Annotated in this window: 14 protein-coding genes; all 14 read right to left on the bottom strand. The window is 46.4% G+C overall.

Features of this window, described 5'->3' with window-relative positions; translation table 11 throughout:
* Positions 1-1,380 (bottom strand): glucosaminidase domain-containing protein, encoded by a 1,380-nt coding sequence (locus tag GFS24_RS23995; protein WP_153664070.1) that lies wholly within the window; start codon positions 1,378-1,380, stop codon positions 1-3.
* 31 nt (positions 1,381-1,411) lie between these two features.
* Complete coding sequence (locus GFS24_RS23990; protein ID WP_153664068.1) at positions 1,412-2,053, bottom strand: O-methyltransferase; 642 nt, start codon at positions 2,051-2,053, stop codon at positions 1,412-1,414.
* A 201-nt stretch (positions 2,054-2,254) separates the two neighbouring features.
* Positions 2,255-2,953, bottom strand: a complete 699-nt coding sequence (locus GFS24_RS23985) for a TIGR00730 family Rossman fold protein (RefSeq protein WP_153664066.1) — start codon at positions 2,951-2,953, stop codon at positions 2,255-2,257.
* Between the two features lie 127 nt (positions 2,954-3,080).
* Positions 3,081-4,175 (bottom strand): hypothetical protein, encoded by a 1,095-nt coding sequence (locus GFS24_RS23980; RefSeq protein WP_153664063.1) that lies wholly within the window; start codon positions 4,173-4,175, stop codon positions 3,081-3,083.
* 15 nt (positions 4,176-4,190) lie between these two features.
* The gene (locus tag GFS24_RS23975; RefSeq protein WP_153664061.1) at positions 4,191-7,475 is read right to left on the bottom strand and encodes a TonB-dependent receptor; all 3,285 of its coding nucleotides are present in this window, start codon (positions 7,473-7,475) and stop codon (positions 4,191-4,193) included.
* A gap of 195 nt (positions 7,476-7,670) precedes the next feature.
* A complete protein-coding gene (locus GFS24_RS23970) occupies positions 7,671-8,678 on the bottom strand; it encodes a FecR family protein (RefSeq protein ID WP_153664059.1) in 1,008 nt (335 codons plus the stop codon).
* Between the two features lie 69 nt (positions 8,679-8,747).
* Positions 8,748-9,338 (bottom strand): RNA polymerase sigma factor, encoded by a 591-nt coding sequence (locus GFS24_RS23965; RefSeq protein ID WP_153664057.1) that lies wholly within the window; start codon positions 9,336-9,338, stop codon positions 8,748-8,750.
* A gap of 79 nt (positions 9,339-9,417) precedes the next feature.
* The gene (locus GFS24_RS23960; protein ID WP_153664055.1) at positions 9,418-9,996 is read right to left on the bottom strand and encodes a hypothetical protein; all 579 of its coding nucleotides are present in this window, start codon (positions 9,994-9,996) and stop codon (positions 9,418-9,420) included.
* A gap of 74 nt (positions 9,997-10,070) precedes the next feature.
* On the bottom strand, positions 10,071-11,090 hold the full coding sequence (locus tag GFS24_RS23955) for a PorP/SprF family type IX secretion system membrane protein (RefSeq protein ID WP_153664053.1): 1,020 nt from the start codon (positions 11,088-11,090) through the stop codon (positions 10,071-10,073).
* Positions 11,091-11,101: 11 nt separating this feature from the next.
* The gene (locus GFS24_RS23950) at positions 11,102-14,773 is read right to left on the bottom strand and encodes a PKD domain-containing protein (protein ID WP_153664051.1); all 3,672 of its coding nucleotides are present in this window, start codon (positions 14,771-14,773) and stop codon (positions 11,102-11,104) included.
* 191 nt (positions 14,774-14,964) lie between these two features.
* Positions 14,965-17,076, bottom strand: coding sequence for an ATP-dependent DNA helicase RecG (gene recG / locus GFS24_RS23945; protein ID WP_153664049.1), 2,112 nt, complete (start codon positions 17,074-17,076; stop codon positions 14,965-14,967).
* Between the two features lie 90 nt (positions 17,077-17,166).
* On the bottom strand, positions 17,167-18,495 hold the full coding sequence (locus tag GFS24_RS23940; RefSeq protein WP_153664047.1) for a citrate (Si)-synthase, eukaryotic: 1,329 nt from the start codon (positions 18,493-18,495) through the stop codon (positions 17,167-17,169).
* Between the two features lie 76 nt (positions 18,496-18,571).
* The gene (locus tag GFS24_RS23935; protein ID WP_153664045.1) at positions 18,572-19,651 is read right to left on the bottom strand and encodes an LptF/LptG family permease; all 1,080 of its coding nucleotides are present in this window, start codon (positions 19,649-19,651) and stop codon (positions 18,572-18,574) included.
* A 97-nt stretch (positions 19,652-19,748) separates the two neighbouring features.
* Positions 19,749-20,876, bottom strand: coding sequence for a tRNA guanosine(34) transglycosylase Tgt (gene tgt, locus GFS24_RS23930; RefSeq protein WP_153664043.1), 1,128 nt, complete (start codon positions 20,874-20,876; stop codon positions 19,749-19,751).
* Positions 20,877-20,972 lie beyond the last annotated feature (96 nt).

Raw genomic sequence — 20,972 nt, 5'->3', positions numbered from 1 at the left:
CTATTTTCTAACGATCAGTTGCTGGCCTATTTTGATGCCATTCTCCTGCAGGTTGTTCCATTGCTGCAATTGCGCAACGGTTACGCTGTACTGGCGGGAGATGCTGTAGAGTGTTTCTTTTTCTGTTACGGTATGGTATCTGGCGCCTGAAGCGGCGGAAGAGCCAGCAGTGCCAGTGCCGGAAGTACCTGCCGGCGTTACAGAGCCTACTTTCTTCAGGTCTTCTACCATTTCGCGGGGAATCCCTCTTTCAGGCGCAGGCGCTTTGCCTGCCGGAGCTGCCGGGCCTGCTTTAGCAACCGGGGCAGCAGTTGCTTTGGCAATCTCTTCTTTTACATCTTTAATGATCTGGCGGGGATTCAGGTCTTTATAGTCATCTACTTTCGCTACAGAGTTACTACCGAGTTTTGGTTTTGAGGAAGCATACCCATCCAGTGCTATCCTCTCTCCTGCAGCCGGCTGATCCCCTTCTTCCATCTTATTCCGCTTGTGCAGCCATTTCAGCTGTATACCTTCTGCCTGTGCTATATCATGCATAGTTTCACCCGGTGCTACAATGTGGTAATCATTCTGGCCACGTTTGTTTTTGCTTTGCAGGAAAATGAGCATGTCTTTTTCCAGCGGCACATCTTCTGTAAGATCGTTATAGCTGAGCAGGTTGCTGAGGCGGATGTCTTTTTCACTGGCCAGTTGTATCAATGCCGTGCCTTCTTTAACGAGGATCACTTTACGGCCGTTGATGCGGAACTCTGTACCCTCAGGGTATTGCGGTTTATTTACCTCTTTTACTTCAGCCGAAGCAGGAGCAGGAGCCGTAGCAGTGTTTTCAACAAATACCGGCCCTTCAGGAATGGGCGCATTACTCATGGCCAGGGCATTGTATTGCTGCAGGTTGTATGTTTCAATGATCTGGATCAGTTGCTGCGGATAAGTTTTGCTGGTGGCATAACCTGCTGTTTTAAGCCCATAGGCCCAGGATTTATAATCCGTAGGATCAAAATCAAAGAGGAATTTATAGCGGGGATTATTGTGCAGGAAATCAGAATGATCTTTCCAGGATTCCTCCGCAGATTCGTATTTACGGAAACATTCCTGGCGGGCATCATCGTCGTAGTTCACGCTTTTGCCGTTCCAGTTATTCTTGCATTTGATCCCGAAGTGATTGTTGGAATTGAGCACCAGCCAGCCATTGCCGGACTGTGTTTCCAGGATGCCCTGCGCCAGTTTAATAGCGGCGGGAACACCGGAACGGCGCTGCTCTTCCATCGCCAGGTTCTTGTACGTTTCAATGTACTGCGGGGTGCTTACGCTTTGTGCGGAAACTTTAAAAGCTCCGGCCAGCACCAGGCAGATCATCAGGCAATAAGATTTGATTTGCATGAATATGTTGAATTTAAATGGGTCGGTGCTACTACTTCTTACGGATCATCAGTACCCCATCGCGCAGGCTCAGCAGGAGCGTTTCTGCACGATCATCGGCGATGGCCTTTTCTGCAAAGCGGATCATCGCTTTGGCATTATTGCTCTGTTCACTTTCCGCCAGTAATACTTCTCCATGATACAGGATATTATCCGCGAGGATAAAACCACCGGGGCGGAGTTTTTCCCATATCATATCATAGTATCCGCCATAACCTGCCTTATCCGCATCAATGAACACCAGGTCAAATACCTCATCCAGTTGTGGAATAATGCCGGCCGCTTTACCAATGTGCTGCGTGATCCTGCTTTCCAGGCCCGCTTCTGCTATATACTTTGCACAGATCGCTTCCAGTTCTTCATTCATATCTATGGTGTGCAGATGGCCGTCTTCCGCCAAACCCTGTGCCAGGCAAATAGCGGAATACCCTGTGTAGGTGCCTATCTCCAGTATCCTTCTCGGCCTGATCAGCTGACTGATCATGGTGAGGAACCTCCCTTGCAGATGGCCGCTCAGCATATGAGGTTGCTCCACTTTCAGGTACGTTTCCCGGTGTAAACGATACAATAGGTCCGTTTCCGGAGTCGTGTACTTCTCAGCAAACGCCTGAATCTCCTGTGGTATTACCTCCATGCCCAATATTTTTTGCAAACCTATATAAAAAAAATGAGCCTGATAATAATACCAGGCTCTTTACCCCATGTTAACCATTAATAGACACAACTATTGACCTGAAAAAATTCGGGTTCAATGATAGGCGTGACTAAAGTAAATATATACAATATTTTTACGCTGGATAAATATATAGCATATGTATATATGCTTATCGTAATACTAGAAGTTCGGACGTAACCTGTTTGTTGTGTAGAACACACGGAAATATTCCACCACTTCATCTGCTGTGTCAAACACTTTCAGCAGGTTCAGATCTTCCGGATGGATATTACTTTCCTTTTTCATCATCACGGCATCTATCCATTCCAGCAAACCGCTCCAGTATTCTTTACCTACCAGCACCAATGGCGTTTCCGTCATCTTCTTGGTTTGAATGAGGGTGGCTACTTCAAAGAATTCATCCATCGTTCCAAACCCACCGGGCATCATGATAAAGCCCTGGGAGTATTTGGCGAACATTACTTTGCGAACGAAGAAATAATCGAAGTTGACGCTTTTATCGTAATCGATAAACTGGTTAGGATATTGTTCATGTGGAAGGGTAATGTTCAGGCCCACACTTTTACCTTTTACCTTCTGCGCGCCTTTATTGGCGGCTTCCATGATACCGGGGCCACCACCGGAGATAATACCAAATCCGTCTTCTGCCAGGCGGCTCGCTACTTCCAGTGCGAGTTCATAATAAGGATTCCCTTCTTTTGTACGGGCTGAACCAAATATGGATATGCAAGGGCCGATCTTTGCCAATGTTTCAAAGCCTTCAACAAACTCCGCCATGATCTTGAATATCTGCCAGCTCGAGTGAGCTTTGGTTTCTGTCCAGTCACGGTCCTTCAGGTTCTTTAATGAGTCATTCATCTGCTACGCTTTTTATTTAGTCAAATAAAAATAACGAATTCAACGCAAAGCTGTGCAGTTACCTCTCTGGCCAAACCAATAAAATAAGGCAGGCGCTGAGCACCTGCCTTAAAAAACGGTTGCATATCTATTGGAAGTATTGAGACAGGTCAGTGATCTGACCTATAAAAATATTGCTTGGTGGAGCCGGAGTAGTCCTAAGTTGCCTGAAATCCTTTATCAAAAATAGCTTTGATGCACCCGCTTCAAAAGCAATAGAAGTGCCTGCAAGCGTAGACTTCCCTTCGTTTACAACAAGTGGCTTTATAGCGGCATTCGAAGTATTATAAGGAGAGGTATTTGCTCCTTTCGTGCAAATATCAAATTTGTATTCGTAATTAGCATCCGGCAGTGGCGGTAATTCAAATGAAGCAAAATTACCATTAGTAGGCATCGTTACCCTGATTTCCGGGGCTGCCTTTGTAATAACACTGGTGCTTTTATTTCGGATATAAAAAACAAGATCAATTTCGTCACCACCTGTAAACAAATAAGCTCCTGTAGTATAAGTTGATTTAAACTGCGCAGTAATGGCCATATTAGCCGCATTCGCAGGAGGATTGATCTGGATATTATCTACCATATTAATACCATCAAAAAAGAATTTAATGGATTGACCTGTGGCCGGCGATGCAGGAACACTTTTCGTAATTAAAGGGATTGTAGTACCCTTCTTTCGTACCTGAAGCTCCCTGGTATCACCTGCATTCATAGGAATTGTAAGTAATTTATTGATATCACTCGTGCCGGTTGCAATAACATTACCATCCAGTAAGAACTCCAATTCACCTGATGAAGCATAGCCTCTCACCTGGTAACTTACAACCTGGCTGTATGCGTTGCTGCCGTCATAGTATATATTGATACTTTGCTCAAAAGGCGCAGATGTAATGGTTCTGGTATCTATAATATCAACAGATCCTTCTTCCCTTATCTTAATTTCCCCGCTTTGACTTTCGATAGGAATTAATGCAGTTGCCAGGAAAGTAGCGCCTGAAGAAACAACGTTTCCTACCGCAATAACACTGTCCTTGTATAGAAATTCAAGTTTCTTCGGCGTATATCCCGTAAGAAGAAGACGAACAACTTTAGGCGGTTCAGCCAGCAGTGGTTCCTGCTTGTCACAAGCAGAGAATAATGTTAGCAGGATAATAATTGCTGCGTTTATAATTTGTGTTTTCATTATCTTTTTATATGATTAGAAATTCCAGGTAAGCGATGCACTATACGTCCTGCCAAATTTCTGGCTAAACGTTACCTGATCACCTTCCTCAAACTTTTCAGTAAAACCAGGCTTTAACCGCTGTGCATTGCTGATATCTCCATCAGCACCAGGTGTATAGTCTGGGTTAGGCTCATAGCTGCCTGAATTGCGATAAAATACTGACGGCTTGTTTAATAGATTTCCAGCATTCAGCTTGATCTCCAGTCTTTTTTTCAGGAAGCGGTAACTGATCTGAGCATCTATCTGCTCCCTGTCATTTTCATATTCCACTAAATCAGGTGTTTCGCTAACGAGATAGGTTTTAATACCGGATTTATTGTACATCACATTGAAGCCGAAGTGATCACCATTATATTGCAGCCCGGCATTGATCAGGTAGGGGGTTTGACCATACATTGGCCGGCTTTGTTTGCTTGGCGCATCCAGATCAGGTTGCCCTGCAACAGGATTTTTAACAAGATAGGTGGCTCTCACTTCTGCTTTTTGCAAGGTGAGGTTACCATATACAGACAGGTTATGCAGTATCCGGCTATCTGCTATAAACCCGAAATTCTTCCGCAGTTCAAACTCCAATCCATATACTTTTGCCCAATCGGAGCTTTTCAAATAATAAGATGTATTACCGCTTTGCATGCGGATAGTCAGTTCTGCGGGTTTGTCGAACTTTTTATAGAAGGCTCCAACAGAAATGATCTCTCCCAAACCGGAAAACCACTCCGTTTTAAAGTCCCAGCTATTGATCCGGGTACTGTATAAACCCTGGTTACCATACTGACCGCCAAGATAGGGGCTATACCGCCAGAACTGGCTGTTGTCCATCAACTCCGGACGAACCACACTGCTGGAATACGCCGCTCTGACATTAAGCGATGAAAGCGGACTGTAGGTTAAATTAGCAGAAGGAAGCCATTGCCAGTGCGGGTCTGGTTTAATGCTGTAAACCGTTTCGTTAATATTGTTAGGATTATTGATCTCTGTGTATTGATAATATTCTCCACGAATACCCCAAACCAGGCGCAGCTTATCCAACAACCGGTTATCAAACATGATAAAACCTGCGTGATTGCTGCTCTTGCCCGCATAGGAATCCTGTGAATTCACCACAAACTGAAATCCGTTTGGCCCTAAATGCCCTGGCTTGATCATTTCTCCGATAGAGAGATACTTAAGACTGTCAGGAAGTTTCGCCGGATCGGCTGTAAAAGGAACGATCACCCAATCAAAATCAGCCTTTTTTTGGTTGCCGAAGTAACCCGTTTTTATACTGCTGCGGATGCCTGCCAGGTTGAAAGGAATAGTGGCCGATACATTCCAGGAATAATGCTGTTCCCTGTTATGATAATTCTGTCTTGAAGTAGGATCGATACGCGGCTCCCTGATACTGCCCATTACATAGTAATACTCGTACTGGCTTCCTAATTTTAAGGCGCGGCTTTCAGCAATGACCATGTCCTTTTCTTCCCGGCTAACGGACGTTCTGGCTACATCCCATTCAACTTTTATTTTACCTAACTGATGCTGGCCACTTAACTTATTTTGTAACAGGTCCGTGAACGTGGGATCATCCGCTTCCTGGATACGGTTTGGTGGCATCCCTTCGTCCATAGGCAGGTTCGTATTGTCTCCTGTAATACGTACGAGTGCATTATCATACAAATGCGTATAAGTATTACGAAAACTAAAGCGGCTCTTGCCTAACTGCAAACCCACATTTAATAATCCGCCCCAGGTAGTATTAAATCCATAAGCATTTCCGGTATTTATAGATTGATCTTCCCAATTAGCACGTCTTTGCTGACCGATGATATTGTTGCTCTGCGTATTCCGGTAGCTGATGGAACCGGTAAATCCGAATTTCTTACTGCCTGCTGTATCCAGGGCAAGCAAACGCCCGATGGTAAATTGATAATTCTGCGAAGGAGCGGCATTATTATGATAAACAGTAAAATTATCGTTGGTAAATCTCCTGCTTTGTTCAGTGGTTTGCTCCGGAGTGGTTGTACTTGTTTGGGAGATCAACCCTTTTGGGAAAGCCCTTCTGCCATCATCAAACCCCAGATAATCATATTTACCTCTTTTATGACTGATAAGATCTTTACCGGTTGCCTGATCATTATAAGAAACACCGGCGGAAAAGGTGGTGAAATTTTCGTTCGGGATATCTTTGGTATTCACCTGGATCAGCCCACCTCCAAAGCTGGCATTCATATCCGGCGTCACCGTTTTGCTGACTACTACATTGTCCACCATATTGGAAGGGATCAGATCAAAAGAAAAGGAGCGGCTTTGTGCTTCAGTGCTTGGCAGTACTGTTCCATCCAGCATAACAGCATTATAACGTTCACCAATGCCGCGGACCAGTACAAACTTATTGTCTATGGAACTTACTCCACTGATGCGTTTCAGGCTTTCACCAATATTTTTATCCGGGGTGCGGCTGATCTGATCTGCACTGATCCCATTGCTTACTTCCGCTGCATTTTTCTGACGGGTAAGGAGCCCCTCTATAGATGCTTTCCGGTAAGTAGCGGTAACAACTACTACCTTCAATCCTTTGGCATCTGGTTTCAGCGCTATATCCAATGGCGTATTTTTATCTTCCGTCACTACAACACCTGTAACCCGTTGTGTGGTGAACGACATATAGCTGATCTCTAAAGTATATGTACCCGGCGGTATATTTAAAATATAACTCCCGTCCGCACCTGCCTGTGTTCCGTTGCCGGTTTCAATCACTTTAATGGATGCACCTGGCAGTGTTTCACCTCTGTCGTCCGATATCCTGCCGGAGATCCTTCCTGGCTTTACCGGGATGGGTTTGGCTTCTATCACTACAAAATTATTAAAGCGTTTGTAGCGTAGATTGGTATTGCTCAATATGCTTTTCAGTGCATCACTTACCGAAATACTGCCCGTATGAAGCGTAACCTTTTTCGTTTCTTTTTCAAACAGTTGTTCAAAAAATGAAATCTTTATCCCACTCTGGCGCTGGAGCGTGAGCAGGCTTTCCGCTATCCCGGCATTTTTAAGGTTCAGGTCTACTTTTACGCTGTTCAGATCCTGGCCGCTGGCAGTTGCTGCAATCAGCACTCCGGCAAAAGTGTACTGTAAGATCAGTATCATAAAAGATAACTTCATCAGGTATACTATTTTATCTTTAATGGAAGTATCATTCGTTCCCTGCTCATTGCCTGTTATAGCAGGTATTCCGGCACAACTATTTGAAGGGCCATCGTAGTTTTGTACTACATTTTGCATAATTTCGTGTGTTATCGTTTTTTTCTTAAATGAAAAAAGCTGTTAATCGGCGTAGCATTTTGCTGCACAGGTATTTCTATTAAGCCACCAGGCCGTCAAACCAATGGCTTAGTAAAATCATCAGGCCGTTCCCCGTTTCGGGAGCGGTTTTTTATTTGTTAGCTGCTTATATCATAGTCCTCCTGCTTGAATTTGTTATTGAATAATTACGGTATTCCCGGTTATCTGATAGTCTGCTTTCACGGTAGCCTTCAATACTTCCAATGACTGTTTCAACGGTAAGGTGCCATCGAGGATAATGCTCATCCTGTAATCCCGTATTTTCCTGTTGCGGATCACGATCTTCACATTATACCAGCGTTCAAGAGATACAGCCATTTCAGATAATGGTACACCAACAAAGGAAAGTTTGCCTTTTACCCATCCGGTTACATCTTCGGTTTGTACATGATTTACAATTGCTTTATCGGAAACAGGGTCCCATGCTACTTCATCCCCAGGTAACAATACCGCAAGGGCAGCGCCGGTTGTTTTTCGTTCCACCTGTACCTTTCCTGTAGCAACTGCTACAGATATCAGTTGACCTTTAAAGGCATTGATCTTAAAGGAGGTGCCCAGTACCAGTGTCTGTACGGTACCAGTATGTACAATGAAAGGTTTCTTTGGATCTTTTGCTACTTCAAAAAAAGCTTCCCCTTCCAGCGAAATTTCACGGGTATTTCCGGGAAAACGTTCCGGGTAACTAAGCCTGCTACCCGCGCCGAGGGTAACAATGGAACTGTCTGCCAAAATTATCCTGGAGCGTTGTCCATCAGGATTGTGGCTGGAAAGCATGGTAATTGGCGGTTGTACCGTATCCTTTTTAGAAAACTGCCATACGCCGTAGGTTGCCGCACCTAAAACCAGGAAAGCCGCCCACATTGCCGCATAACGGTAAAAATTCAGACGTTTTACAAGAGGCCTGGGTTGTAGATCCGCTGTTGTACCCAGCCGTTCCTTCAAACGCTGCTGAAAGCTTTGGATATAGGTATCAGGGGTTTGCTCCTCCTTTTTAAATTCCTGCCAGTTTTCATTCAGCACTTCATCGAACAGTTCTTCTGCACCCGGCTGCTGCATGAACACTTTCATGCGCTCCTGTTCTTCCGGAGTACAATTGCCTGCTATAAATTTTCTGATGAATGCTTTGTCTGTTTCTTGTGTCATTTGTATAGCCCCTTCATCTATACACACGCAAAAAAGGCATGCAAGGGCTAATGGCAGGATCAGTTTTTTTTAAAAAAGAAAAGAAAGGAGGATAAAAGTAATTTCTGTGTAGGGTTTCAGGTTTTCACGGAAGTAATGGAGGGAAGCCTTCACATGATTTTTTACTGTATGAATGGAAAGATTCGTTTCGAGAGCAATTTCTGCATGGGTCATTTCCTGCTCTCTGCTCATTGTGTAAACCAAACGGCGCTGGGGGCTCAATTCAGCCAGCTTACCCTGGTAAATGGTTGCTGCTTCTGAATCCATCAATTGATAATCGGCAGACCTTGTAAGCGGTTCCCCGGATTCCGCCAGGTCTTCAATCGGGATGAATGACAGTGCCTTTTTCCGCCACTGGCTAATGATCGAATTTTTTACGGAACGGAACAGATACTGGCCCAAATGCTGTATTTCGGCGGTGTCCGGATCTTGCTGCCAAAGCTTTAACATGAGGTCCATCACCAGCTCTTCTGCCAGTTCATGGTCTTTGAGCTGCCATGCGGCGAATTGCAGAAGATCATCAAAATACCTGCGGAACAATACATTAAAGGCCGCTTCGCTACCTTCTTTGCATTGCCTTAAAAGCAAGTTATCCGGTAAATCTTCTAAGGTACGGGACATTGTTTGCGCACAGTTTTTACGTGCACAAAATAATACTATGCAAACCAGACCGATGTTAACTGTATATTAAGTATTTATATTAGAGTCCAATGTTAATACCGCCGGAGAATATAGGGCGGTTCATATAAGGGGAGTTCTTATCCTGCAATACATCATACAGGATCATGATGGTAAACGCTGCGTTCCCTCCTATCGGCTGCGCATATCCGCCACCTAACAAAAGGCTGGGTGCACCGTAGGTATCTTTGGTCCTTTTAACAGGATCAAAGTCGTATTCTGAACGTTTCATGGTGATGCTGTTATATTCCGGCTGTGCATGCAGGAAGAACTGCTGGAAGGGATAAAAACGCGCAAAGATGCCACCGCCGAACATGGTATAATTATTCCTTTCGTACGTGAACCCGGTATTATCATTTAACTTCTGTGAAGCATATTGTGCATTGATATTGATCCCTGCTGCAAACATGGGAGAAAGGCGGTAACCGATCAGCGGGGAAATATTCACAAACGTATAATCTCCAAATGCAAAACCAACCGATCCGCCGATCAGCAAACGGCTGGGATCAAACCCTTTTTTTGCAGAATCTGTCTGATAGTATTGTGCGGAAGCTGCCTGAACACTCACAAGAAGCAAAACAGCAAAGATCATACGTTTCATGGGTAGTAATTATGCCCGCTAAATTATCTGTTTTTTGCCGATCTGCCTCGCACATTAACGTTTCTTTAATGCCCTTAGAAAGAGGGGCATAACGTATAACGTTTTGCATTGGCAAAGCTGCGGTTCGGGTAAAGGCCTGTATAGATCAGGCTCAGCTCATATGCACCCTGCCGCTGATTGGAAGCTGCCAGCTGGCTGGCTGTTACATCGTAATTGAACATCAGCCTGAACTGGTTCAGTTGGTATCCTACCAGTAAGGCAAATGCATCGCCAAAACGATAATACGCACCACCAAAAACCTGCTTCGTTCCATCACCGGAAAGATTGTAAGCAGCATAACCACCAGCCATTATTTCCCTGGAACCAGCCTGGGTTGCATAATATGCACTGGGGTTTAAAATAATATAGTCATTCAGTTTGAAACTCGCATTTAAGAAACCAATGTAACGCCTGTCTATCTGGTTATCTCCGCTATAAAAAGTTTCACGGGGCTCATTGATGTGGTGAACAGAAAAACCACCATTGATATAGATCTGTTCATTCGGGAAGAAAGCATAGTTCATTCCCACCTGCATATCAAAATATCCTGTAGAAGAATTCACGATCGGTTCGCCGGATGCCATCTGGGAATCAAAGAAGTTCCCGTTCCATTGTGAGCCGAAGGTGAGTTTATTCAGGTCTACTCTTTTATTAGCGTAACCCACATTGAAACCGGCAGAGAGCAAACTGCTCTGGCCCAGCAACTGGTGATACGCAATAGAACCATATCCCTTTGTAGAGGTGAGGTTGCCTGACCCTGCCACATCGCGCAGCAGCATACCACCTATCCCAACCCAGCCATACGTGAGCTGGTCACGGAAAAGCTGGAAGTCTCCAAACAGGGACATCGTTTTATACGGCACCGGAATGGTAGCCCACTGATTACGGTAATTGATACCTAAGCGATAGTTGCCATCCGGTATAAAACCTGTATTAGCCGGATTAGTAGATAAGGGTGAATTAAAGTATTGAGAAAAATGCAGGTCTTGCGCGGACGCTGGTAGCGCGGCCACGAGGCAACAAATCAGTACTATATGGTAACGGTTCTTTCTCATATCCTGATCTTCTATCTTAACAATGTTACATTACCCGTTTTGCTGGCTTTAACGCCATCTGAGAACTCTATATTGAGTACAAAAGCATATGCATCCATCGGCTGAATAGTTCCGTTAAAACGCCCATCCCATCCCTGTTTCTGAGAAGTTGAGTGGAACATTAACTGACCCCAGCGGTTAAATACCTTCATATCATATTTGCTTACGCCAAATCCTTTGATCTCCCACACATCGTTGATGCCATCCCCATTCGGAGAGAAAGCAGTAGGTACATCATACAAAGGATTCACAATAGCGCTTACCGTCTGGCAAACCGTATCCTGGCAACCGAATTCGGTGGATGCGATCAGGCATACATCATACGTACCTGTTTTAACGTACTGGTAAGTAGGATTCACTTCTGTAGAAGTACTGCCATCTCCAAAATCCCACCAGTAATGCACAGCACCAGTAGATTCATTGGTGAACATAGTAGGCGTATTTTCCTGCGGTTTGTTAGGCTGGAAAGAGAATGCTGCCGTTGGGCCTGGCATGATCGTGATGAACACTGTCGTATCATCCGTCAGGTTACAGGTGTTAGGATCATTCGCGATCAGCGTTACAGGATACCTGCCTGGTGTTGTATAGAGATGGTCCGGGTAGATATCTGTGGAAGTACTGCCGTCTCCGAAATCCCACTGGAAGGTAACACCACCTTTGGAGATGTTATCAAAGTGTGCGAGGAAAGGTGCGCAGGCACTGTCCGGCACAGCAAAGGCAGCTACTACGTTGGCGGCCACACGCAATTGGTGCGTGACCACTTCCGGTGCATTACAATAGTTCGTATCAACGAGTGTAAGCGTTACGTTATACACGCCTTCGCTGGCATACGAATGTTGTTGCGTGGCGGTACCGGTTACTACGGGTGGCGTACCATCTCCAAAATCCCACCTGAAAGATGTATTCGTAAAAGGTTTGCCAGCCGGAGGCGTGGAGGTATTCACAAATTCATATCTCAGTGCAGTACAAGGCGGCAGGCGTGTTTCAGTGAAACCAACCGCAGCCTGATCTGCGCGGATACGGAGATCCAGATACGCTGTATCGTACACATTACAACTTCCCGGATCAAACTTGATCAGCCGCACGCGGTAATCACCGATCACGGTGTAAGTATGCGTCATGGAAGTGCTGGTGTTGGTAACATCTGGTGTACCATCTCCAAAATTCCATGTCCAGGTTTGTGCAGGAATAAGTGTAGTGTCAATAAAAGTAATGGTGGAAGGAACGCAGTAATTCTTTTTCCTTTCCTGCGTGGTGAACCCTGCCCTCACCCCATCCAGGTTAAAGGCGATCTTCAAAGATCCCAGGTTGCAACCATCGGGAATGCCGGTATTATAAGCGCCCGGCGTGGTGGGGAAACGTAACCTCCTGTCTTCCTGCGGGCAGGCCGCGCAGATAGCCTGGTAGATCACACCGTTCTGATCAAAGCGGCTGGTACCACCATCCACATGTTCCAGTAATCCGTTACCGCCATAGAAAGATCCGTAGAGGATATCTGTAGCATCCCGCTTCATGACGAAGAAGTAGAAATCACTGTTGTCTGTTGTGGGTTTGCGTGCATCCGGCGTAACGCGCAGGCCGGCAGTGCCGGAGTTGGAAAAATGACTGCCGCTGTTCAGCAAACCACCCCAACCGGATACATAAACATTCTGACACCTGTCTACCAGGAAAGCCACCGGCGATAAACTCGGTTGCGGTGCAGCCTTTCCGAAAGTAGTGGAGTAGATCAGCGCGGAAAGGTCCGGCCTTAATTTCGTGATGAACTGTTTTGAATTATCGTTGTAGAAAGTAGCTGTGCCTGTTGGTTGAAGCACCGGCCAGGTACCTTCTGTTGTTCCCATTACATATACATCTCCATTCCTGTCCAGCTGAATACCATACACCTGGTCTGCCCTTCCGTTATCAGAACCCATGAAAGTAGATTGCAGGATGCTGGTGCCGTCTGCAGAAACATGGGTGATATAACCATCGCAGGCGCCACCTCTGTAGGTAGGATATACAGCGCCACCACGGGCAGGGAAATTGGAACTGGCAGTTCCTCCTGCCACATACACACCGCTTGTTCCGTTTACGGCTATTACATAAGCTGCATCTTCTGCGCTGCCGCCGATGAAGCTGCCCCAAAGCAGGGTGTTGCAGGTAGGATCTATTTTAAGAAGCACCCCATCCTGGCGGCCACCGCCATAGGTGGCCTGGAATGTTCCCGGTGTGGCGGGGAAGTTGCTGGACTGTGTGGAACTGGCTACATAAATATTGCCGCCGCCATCTACTACTACCTCACTGCGCGCATCATCTCCATAATTCCGTAACAGCACATCTGTACCGCTGCCTTTACTGGCCGTCATATTAGCGCCATCGTTTGAGCTGCCGCCAATACGCATGGACCCGATGAGGGCGGAACCGTTCGCATTTAATTTGGTGACCACAATATCAAAACCACCCTGCGGGCCTACTGTTGTTGTAACGGGATAATTAGCAGCATTGGACCTTCCGGAGATCACGAGGTTACCCTGTGCGTCTACGAAAAGACTATGCGGCTGATCTTCCCCTGCACCGCCGATGTAAGTAGAATAAACAATGCGGGAACCTTGCGGGTTGAATTTGGTAATAGCCATGTCAAACGCCTTCCCGTTAAAAGAATTATCGTAAGAACCGGGAGACACGGGGTAACCTACATCAAATGCGATACCGCCACCGTAGAAATTACCCTGCGCATCGTACGTAGCAGTAAAGCCCCAGTTATCAGCCCGGGAACCGGATAAAGTGGCAAATACGATCGTGGGGTCTATTACAAGCGGATATTGATTATCATATTTACCGGACACTTTGAAAGATACCTGTTTGCCTTTCAGCTGATACTGTACGTTCACGGATTTCCGCTGATTGTCAATATACTGATACGCAAAAGGCATGAGTTCAATGGTTTCCCCTACAGATGTTTGCACATGCAGGTTACCTTTTTTCAAGGTCAGTGCCGTAGCGCCGGTGTAGGCAAATTGTATTTTGTCAGGGTCGCTGCCGGGATGTACAATAAGGTCGTACTTCATCTGGCCGCTTTCTGAATAAACCTGGAGGTCAATTCCCTGGTATAGATCTTTATACAGCAAATTGGTATATGCTCCAATGTCTGATTTCCATTTAGAGGGCTCATTGCCTATGAAATACGAGATATGCTCCTGTGTGGGTTTGGTGGGAATGATCTCCGGGTTGGGAGATGAATTCAGGAATTCAAGATCGTATGAATGCCCTCTTACCTGGCCGGGCACATATCCACCACCGCCACTACCGGGTTTACCGATTGTTAAGTTGGGATTATCTTTTGCAGCATCGCCGGATTTGGGATAATAGATGGGCGGTTTGTTAGGATCACTTACCTGGCCATGTTTGGAAGATTCCAGTTTGCTCATATCATCCTTGTGAAGGAGCAGGAAACGGAAGCCGTTCTTTTTGGTGAAAACACTCACATTCCCTAAAGCCGCCCTGTACTGAAAGTCTCCCTCCCACTGCCCCTTGTTCTCCACAAATTCAATGGGAGAAGTATTGCTGGTGTGCGTATGCTCCTGTGCGATCCCAGGTAAACCAACCATAACCAGTATCCAGACTTGCAATACACTAAAAATGCCGACAGGGCGAGTAGATTTCAAAGCGGTTCCAATTTAAGATTGTCTGTGTTATAACTAATATACTTATTAAAACGGATAGAGACGTCAATTTGTTACGGGGAAAAGGAATTGGTTGGCGGCTGGCAGGTGACGGTACACGAAGGTTAGGGCAAGCAACTTATTCGGTATCAACCATCCCTGCCAACCAGTCCAAAACATCAACGTAAAAGTGATTAAGATATTTTACTCCACGCAGATTTTGACCGTTGTGTGGCCAAATAATCTGAAAGTGGCTTATTCTCAGGCAGTTCTAATTCGGGGTCTTCTACCAGGATCTTTTCTGCACATTCCCTTGCGGCCGCAAGGATAGCTCTGTCCTGTACAATATCAGCCAGTTTCAGGTCCAGCAGGCCGCTCTGGCGGGTTCCTTCCATATCGCCGGGGCCTCTCAGTTCCATGTCTTTTTCCGAGATCACAAATCCATCGTTTGTTTGCACCATTACCTTTACCCTTTCCTGTGAATCCTTTCCTAATTTATTGCCAGTCATGAGGATACAAAAACTTTGTTCCGCTCCCCGGCCTACCCGGCCTCTCAGCTGGTGCAATTGAGACAGTCCGAAACGTTCTGTACTTTCTATCACCATCACAGAAGCATTGGGCACATTTACTCCTACCTCAATTACAGTAGTAGCCACCATGATCTGTGTATCTCCGGAAACAAAACGTTGCATATTTGTTTCTTTCTGCGCTTGTGGCAGGCGCCCATGCACCATACTGATGTAATATTTAGGTTCCGGGAAGAAGGCTTTTACTTCTTCGTATCCTTTCGTTACATTTTCATAATCCATGTTGGCGGACTCTTCAATCAGCGGATACACGATATAGGCCTGCCGCCCTTTCTGCACTTCCTCTTTGATAAAATCCATCACCCGCGGCCGTTGGAATTCCGTATAGTGTACCGTGGTAATAGGCTTTCGGCCCGGCGGCATTTCATCAATGATGGAAACATCCAGATCGCCGTACACCGTCATGGCCAATGTACGGGGAATAGGCGTGGCCGTCATCACCAGGATGTGCGGCGGGGTATTGTTCTTTTCCCATAACCGCGCACGTTGTGCCACACCAAACCTGTGTTGTTCATCCACAATGGCCATGCCAAGATGTTTAAACTTCACTTCATTTTCCAGTAAGGCGTGAGTACCTATGAGAATATGGATCGTTCCTTCTATGGTTTCTGCGAGGATGGTTTTCCGGGCCTTGCCTTTCACGTTCCCGGTAAGCAGGGCCACTTTTACCGGCATGTCTTTCAGCAGTTCGGAAAGTCCGTTGTAATGCTGTTGCGCCAGGATCTCCGTAGGCGCCATCAAACATCCCTGGAAACCATTATCGATGGCTATCAGCAAGGAAAGCAGAGCTACCATGGTTTTACCGCTACCCACATCCCCCTGCAGCAAACGGTTCATTTGCCGGCCGGTAACGGTATCCTTGCGGATCTCTTTCAGCACGCGTTTTTGTGCGCCTGTTAAAGGGAAAGGCAGGTGATCGTTATAGAAATTATTGAAAACCTCCCCCACGGCATTGAACACAAATCCATGGCTCTGCTGGTGCCGCCGGATCTTGAGGCGCAAGATCCTGATCTGCGCCAGGAAAAGCTCTTCAAATTTCAGGCGTCTTTGCGCCTGTTTCGCTTCTTCTTCTGAAGCGGGTAAATGGATCTTAAAAAAGGCCTGTGCCCGTGGCATGAGGCGGAAAACCTGCAATACCGGCGCGGGAATATTCTCCCTGATCTCTGCCAGCGATAATTGTTCCAGCAGGTTCTTCGAGAGTTTTCCGATAGCCTTTGCCGTTAGGCCTTTTACTTTTAGCTTTTCTGTGGTGTAATACACCGGCTCCAGGTGTTGTTTGCCGGTGGCAGTTTCTTCTGTTACCAGGTCCATTTCAGGATGGGCCATCTGCAGTGTACTGTTGAACTGTGTGAGCCTGCCAAAAACAAGGTACACTACATTCTGCCGCAATGATTTTTCCATCCACTGCCAGCCCTGGAACCATACAAGGTCTATCCTTCCCGTTTCATCCTGTAATGTGGCCACTAATCTTTTGGAACGTTTCTCTCCCATCACTTCCATGTACACGATGCGGCCGCGGATCTGCACAAAATCTTCCATCCCGCTGAGGTGCGCGATCTTGTCTACTTTCGTTCTGTCCACATACCGGAAAGGATAATATTCCAGCAGGTCGCGGAAGGTGTGTAAACCGATCTCTTTACGCAACAGTTCTCCCCGCTGGGGTCCCACCCCTTTGAGGTATTCTATCGGATTGGATAATATGGAAGAGATCAGGTTCATGTATGATGCACGAAGTACGGCATTTTAATAAAAAAAGGCAAACAGCCGGATGGCTATTTACCTTTTTTAAGTATGCTTATCTTAATTGAATTATTCTGCGATAGCTTCTACTTTACCTTCCACGAAAAGTTTCATCCATTCAGAAGTAACGGATTTAGGTCTTTCCAGGGAGAGGCCCAGTGCACGATCCCAGCAGAGAGAGGCTAAAACGCCCAGTGCGCGGGATACGCCGAAGAGTACAGTGTAGAATTCATATTCCACCAAACCGTAGTGCAGCAGCAATGCGCCGGAGTGAGCATCCACGTTAGGCCATGGATTTTTCACTTTGCCCAGGTCTTTCAGGATCGGCGGAACAGTTTCGTATACCATCCAAACGATCTTCACCAGTTCATCATCAGGGATGTGATTCTTGGCAAATTCCATTTGTGCAGTGAAGCGCGGATCTGTTTTGCGGAGAACAGCGTGGCCATAACCCGGTACAACTTTACCGTCTGCCAGTGTTTTCTTCACGTATGCTTCGATCTGTTCTTTAGTGGGAACACCACCACCCAGTTCTTCGCGCATAGCGAGGATCCATTTGATCACTTCCTGGTTAGCGAGGCCATGTAAAGGACCCGCCAGACCGTTCATGCCGGCAGCGAAAGAAAGGTAGGCATCACTCAGGGAAGAACCAACAAGGTGTGTAGTGTGTGCGCTCACGTTACCACCTTCGTGGTCTGCGTGGATCACCATGTACAAACGCATCAGTTCTTTAAAACCTTCATCTTCATAACCCAGCATGTGAGCGAAGTTTCCGGCCCAGTCCATCATACCATCCGGTTGGATGTGATCGCCATTTTTATATTTGCGGCGGTAAATGTAAGCCGCAACACGGGGCAAACGTGCAATGAGGTTCAATGCATCCTCATACATATAGCTCCAGTAATCTTTTTTATTCATGCCATCTGCATAAGCTTTCGCAAATACAGATTCAGTTTGCAGGGCCATTACCGCAACGGTGAACATGGTCATGGGGTGAGCAGAAATAGGTAACGCCTCGATAGCATCAAACACATGGTTTGGCACATGAGAGCGGCGGCCCAGTACGCTGCTGATATTCTGTACATCTGCTTCAGTAGGCAATTCACCGATCAGCATCAGGTAGAACAAACCTTCAGGAAGGGGTTCTGCACCATTCACTGCTTTTGGCAGTTGTTCACGCAGTTCCGGAATAGAGTAACCACGGAAGCGGATACCTTCATTTGCATCCAGCAGGGAGGTTTCTGTAACCAACCCGGTAACGCCACGCATACCCTGGTAAGCCTGGGCAAGGGTTACACCCTCATCAATCTTTTTTGTGCCATGATTCTTCAGCAGATCCTTAACCTCTGTGTTCAGCTCGTCTGCCTTAGCCTTGAATTTCTCTTTTATATAACTCATTTTTCCTCAATTATTTAGAAAAATTAACGAATTCGATCAATGAACAAAAGTAACGATTAATCGTAAAAAGTATCAATTATTTCGGTGCACGGAAGTACAGCCATAAGGCCAGCCCCCCGAAGATGAAATTAGGTATCCATGCAGCGAGTAAGGGGTCCAGGTTAGCTTTGGTGGCAAATACCGTGGAGAACTGCATAAAGAGGATATAGGTAGCGCTGATCACGATCCCTATGGCCAAATGCAAACCGCTCCCTCCTCTCACCTTTCTGCTGGAAATAATAGCCCCAATCAGCACCAGGATCACCACCGCTACTGCGGCAGAGGTCCTGCGGTATTTTTCCACGTAATAAGTGTTCAGACCTTCCGCGCCCCTGAGCTCCTCCCGTTTCAGGAAACGGTTCAGTTCCGGGGTGGTCATGGCTTCCTGTTTGTTCTTTTCCTCTATTAATTCCGAGGGTAACAACGGGATCTTAATAGTGGTATCGTTCTTGAATGTCAGTTTTTCTTTCAGTCCGTCTATGGTGCGCTCCGAGGCAAATTCCAGCTTCCATTTCCTGCCAACGGAATCCCAGGTCACTCTTTCTGCCCGCATATTATAGATCACTTTCTGCCCGTCCACCCGCTTCAGCGTAAAGTCTGAACCGTTTTTGAAATTGGGATCGTAATAGCCGAAAGAGATATAGGTATTGCTGTCTACCCGCAGGGTCTTATCCCGCAGAGCTTCTGAATTGGCAGGAGCGCTAACGTATTTATTTTCAAAAGTGGTACGGATGCGGTTGGCATTAGGTACTATCCATTGATTGGCTACCCAGAGGATGCCCCCAAAGAGGATGGCCCCTACCCAGTAAGGACGCAGGAACCGGCGGAAACTCACGCCTGAGCTGAGGATGGCAACGATCTCTGTTTTATAGGCCAGTTTAGACGTGAAGAAGATCACGGAGATAAAAATGAACAGGGGGAACAACAGGGCAGCGATATGCGGAATGAACCCGATGTAGTAGTTCATGACTACAAACCCGAAAGAAAGGTCGTGCGTCATGAAGTCATCTATCTTTTCCGTGATGTCTATCACTACCGAGATCACCAGCAGGATCATCAGCGAGTAAATAAAGGTGCCGATGAACTTGCGTAATATGTACCAGTCTATCTTCTTCATATAATTTTTGCGGACAGGCTTTAGCGCTCCAAAGCTAGCGATCCTTCTGCATCAAATATGCAATTTTATGCTATGATGTACAATTTTAACATTGTGCTTACAGCCGGGTCTTCAGTTGCGGGATCATTTTAGTCTTCCATGCGCCGTAAGTTCCCTGCAGGATCTGTTCCCTCGCCGCTTTTACCAGTTCCAGGTAAAAACAGAGGTTATGGATACTGGCTAAGGTCATGCCCAGGATCTCCCCGGCAATAAACAAATGCCGCACGTAAGCTTTGGAATAGTTCTGACTGGCAAAACAGGGGTTTTCTGCATCCAGCTGGCTGAAATCCGTGGCCCACTTCTTATTCCGGATATTCACCACACCCTGCCAGGTGAACAACATCCCGTTCCGGCCATTGCGGGTGGGCATCACACAGTCGAACATATCAATACCCAGTTCAATGTTCTGGAGGATGTTCCAGGGCGTGCCTACCCCCATCAGGTAACGGGGTTTTTCTTTGGGCAGGATCTCGGTAACCAGTCCGCACATTTCATACATCTCCGCTTCCGGTTCTCCCACACTCAGGCCGCCAATGGCGTTCCCGGCACAATTGCGGGAAGCGATGGCTTCTGCAGAGATCTTCCGCAGGTCCTTATAAGTACTTCCCTGTACAATAGGGAACAGCGTTTGCTCATGACCATATTCCGGTTGGGTTTCGCCGAGGCGTTTGATACACCTGTCCAGCCAGCGGTGGGTAAGTTCCATACTGCGTTTGGCGTATTGGTACTCGCTGGGGTAAGGAGGGCATTCATCAAAAGCCATGATGATATCTGCGCCGATCACCCGCTGGATGTCCATCACATTCTCCGGCGTAAAAAGATGCCGGCTCCCGTCTATATGGCTTTGAAAAAGACAACCTTCTTCCTTGATCTTGCGGTTGGCAGCCAGGGAAAACACCTGGTATCCCCCGCTGTCAGTCAGCAAAGGGCGCTCCCAACCATTAAATTTATGTAAACCGCCGGCCTGTTTCAGCACGTCCAAACCTGGCCGGAGGTATAAATGATAAGTATTGCCCAGGATGATCTGGGCATTGATATCGTTGCGCAATTGCTCCTGGGTAACAGCTTTTACACTGCCTACCGTCCCTACAGGCATGAATATGGGCGTTTGGATGGTGCCATGATCTGTGGTAATGCTACCTGCCCTTGCGCCGGAAGGATCTGTCTTTGTTAACTCAAAATTCAAAACGAAGATGTTTTTAAGGGGGCAAAGGTATTGAATATTGGGGAGGTAATTTTTCCACAAACTTATATAGATAATAAAAATCTTATATTTTTGCTG

It is taken from the genome of Chitinophaga sp. SYP-B3965 (assembly GCF_009647655.1).
Classification (GTDB): Bacteria; Bacteroidota; Bacteroidia; order Chitinophagales; family Chitinophagaceae; genus Chitinophaga.
This window is presented reverse-complemented; position numbering and strand designations above follow the sequence as displayed.

Bases quoted from the DNA above. Each gene is read 5' to 3' on its own strand.
- GFS24_RS23995 (WP_153664070.1), bottom strand. From the start codon at position 1,380: ATGCAAATCAAATCTTATTGCCTGATGATCTGCCTGGTGCTGGCCGGA.
- GFS24_RS23990 (WP_153664068.1), bottom strand. From the start codon at position 2,053: ATGGAGGTAATACCACAGGAGATTCAGGCGTTTGCTGAGAAGTACACG.
- GFS24_RS23985 (WP_153664066.1), bottom strand. From the start codon at position 2,953: ATGAATGACTCATTAAAGAACCTGAAGGACCGTGACTGGACAGAAACC.
- GFS24_RS23980 (WP_153664063.1), bottom strand. From the start codon at position 4,175: ATGAAAACACAAATTATAAACGCAGCAATTATTATCCTGCTAACATTA.
- GFS24_RS23975 (WP_153664061.1), bottom strand. From the start codon at position 7,475: ATGCAAAATGTAGTACAAAACTACGATGGCCCTTCAAATAGTTGTGCC.
- GFS24_RS23970 (WP_153664059.1), bottom strand. From the start codon at position 8,678: ATGACACAAGAAACAGACAAAGCATTCATCAGAAAATTTATAGCAGGC.
- GFS24_RS23965 (WP_153664057.1), bottom strand. From the start codon at position 9,338: ATGTCCCGTACCTTAGAAGATTTACCGGATAACTTGCTTTTAAGGCAA.
- GFS24_RS23960 (WP_153664055.1), bottom strand. From the start codon at position 9,996: ATGAAACGTATGATCTTTGCTGTTTTGCTTCTTGTGAGTGTTCAGGCA.
- GFS24_RS23955 (WP_153664053.1), bottom strand. From the start codon at position 11,090: ATGAGAAAGAACCGTTACCATATAGTACTGATTTGTTGCCTCGTGGCC.
- recG (WP_153664049.1), bottom strand. From the start codon at position 17,076: ATGAACCTGATCTCTTCCATATTATCCAATCCGATAGAATACCTCAAA.
- GFS24_RS23940 (WP_153664047.1), bottom strand. From the start codon at position 18,495: ATGAGTTATATAAAAGAGAAATTCAAGGCTAAGGCAGACGAGCTGAAC.
- GFS24_RS23935 (WP_153664045.1), bottom strand. From the start codon at position 19,651: ATGAAGAAGATAGACTGGTACATATTACGCAAGTTCATCGGCACCTTT.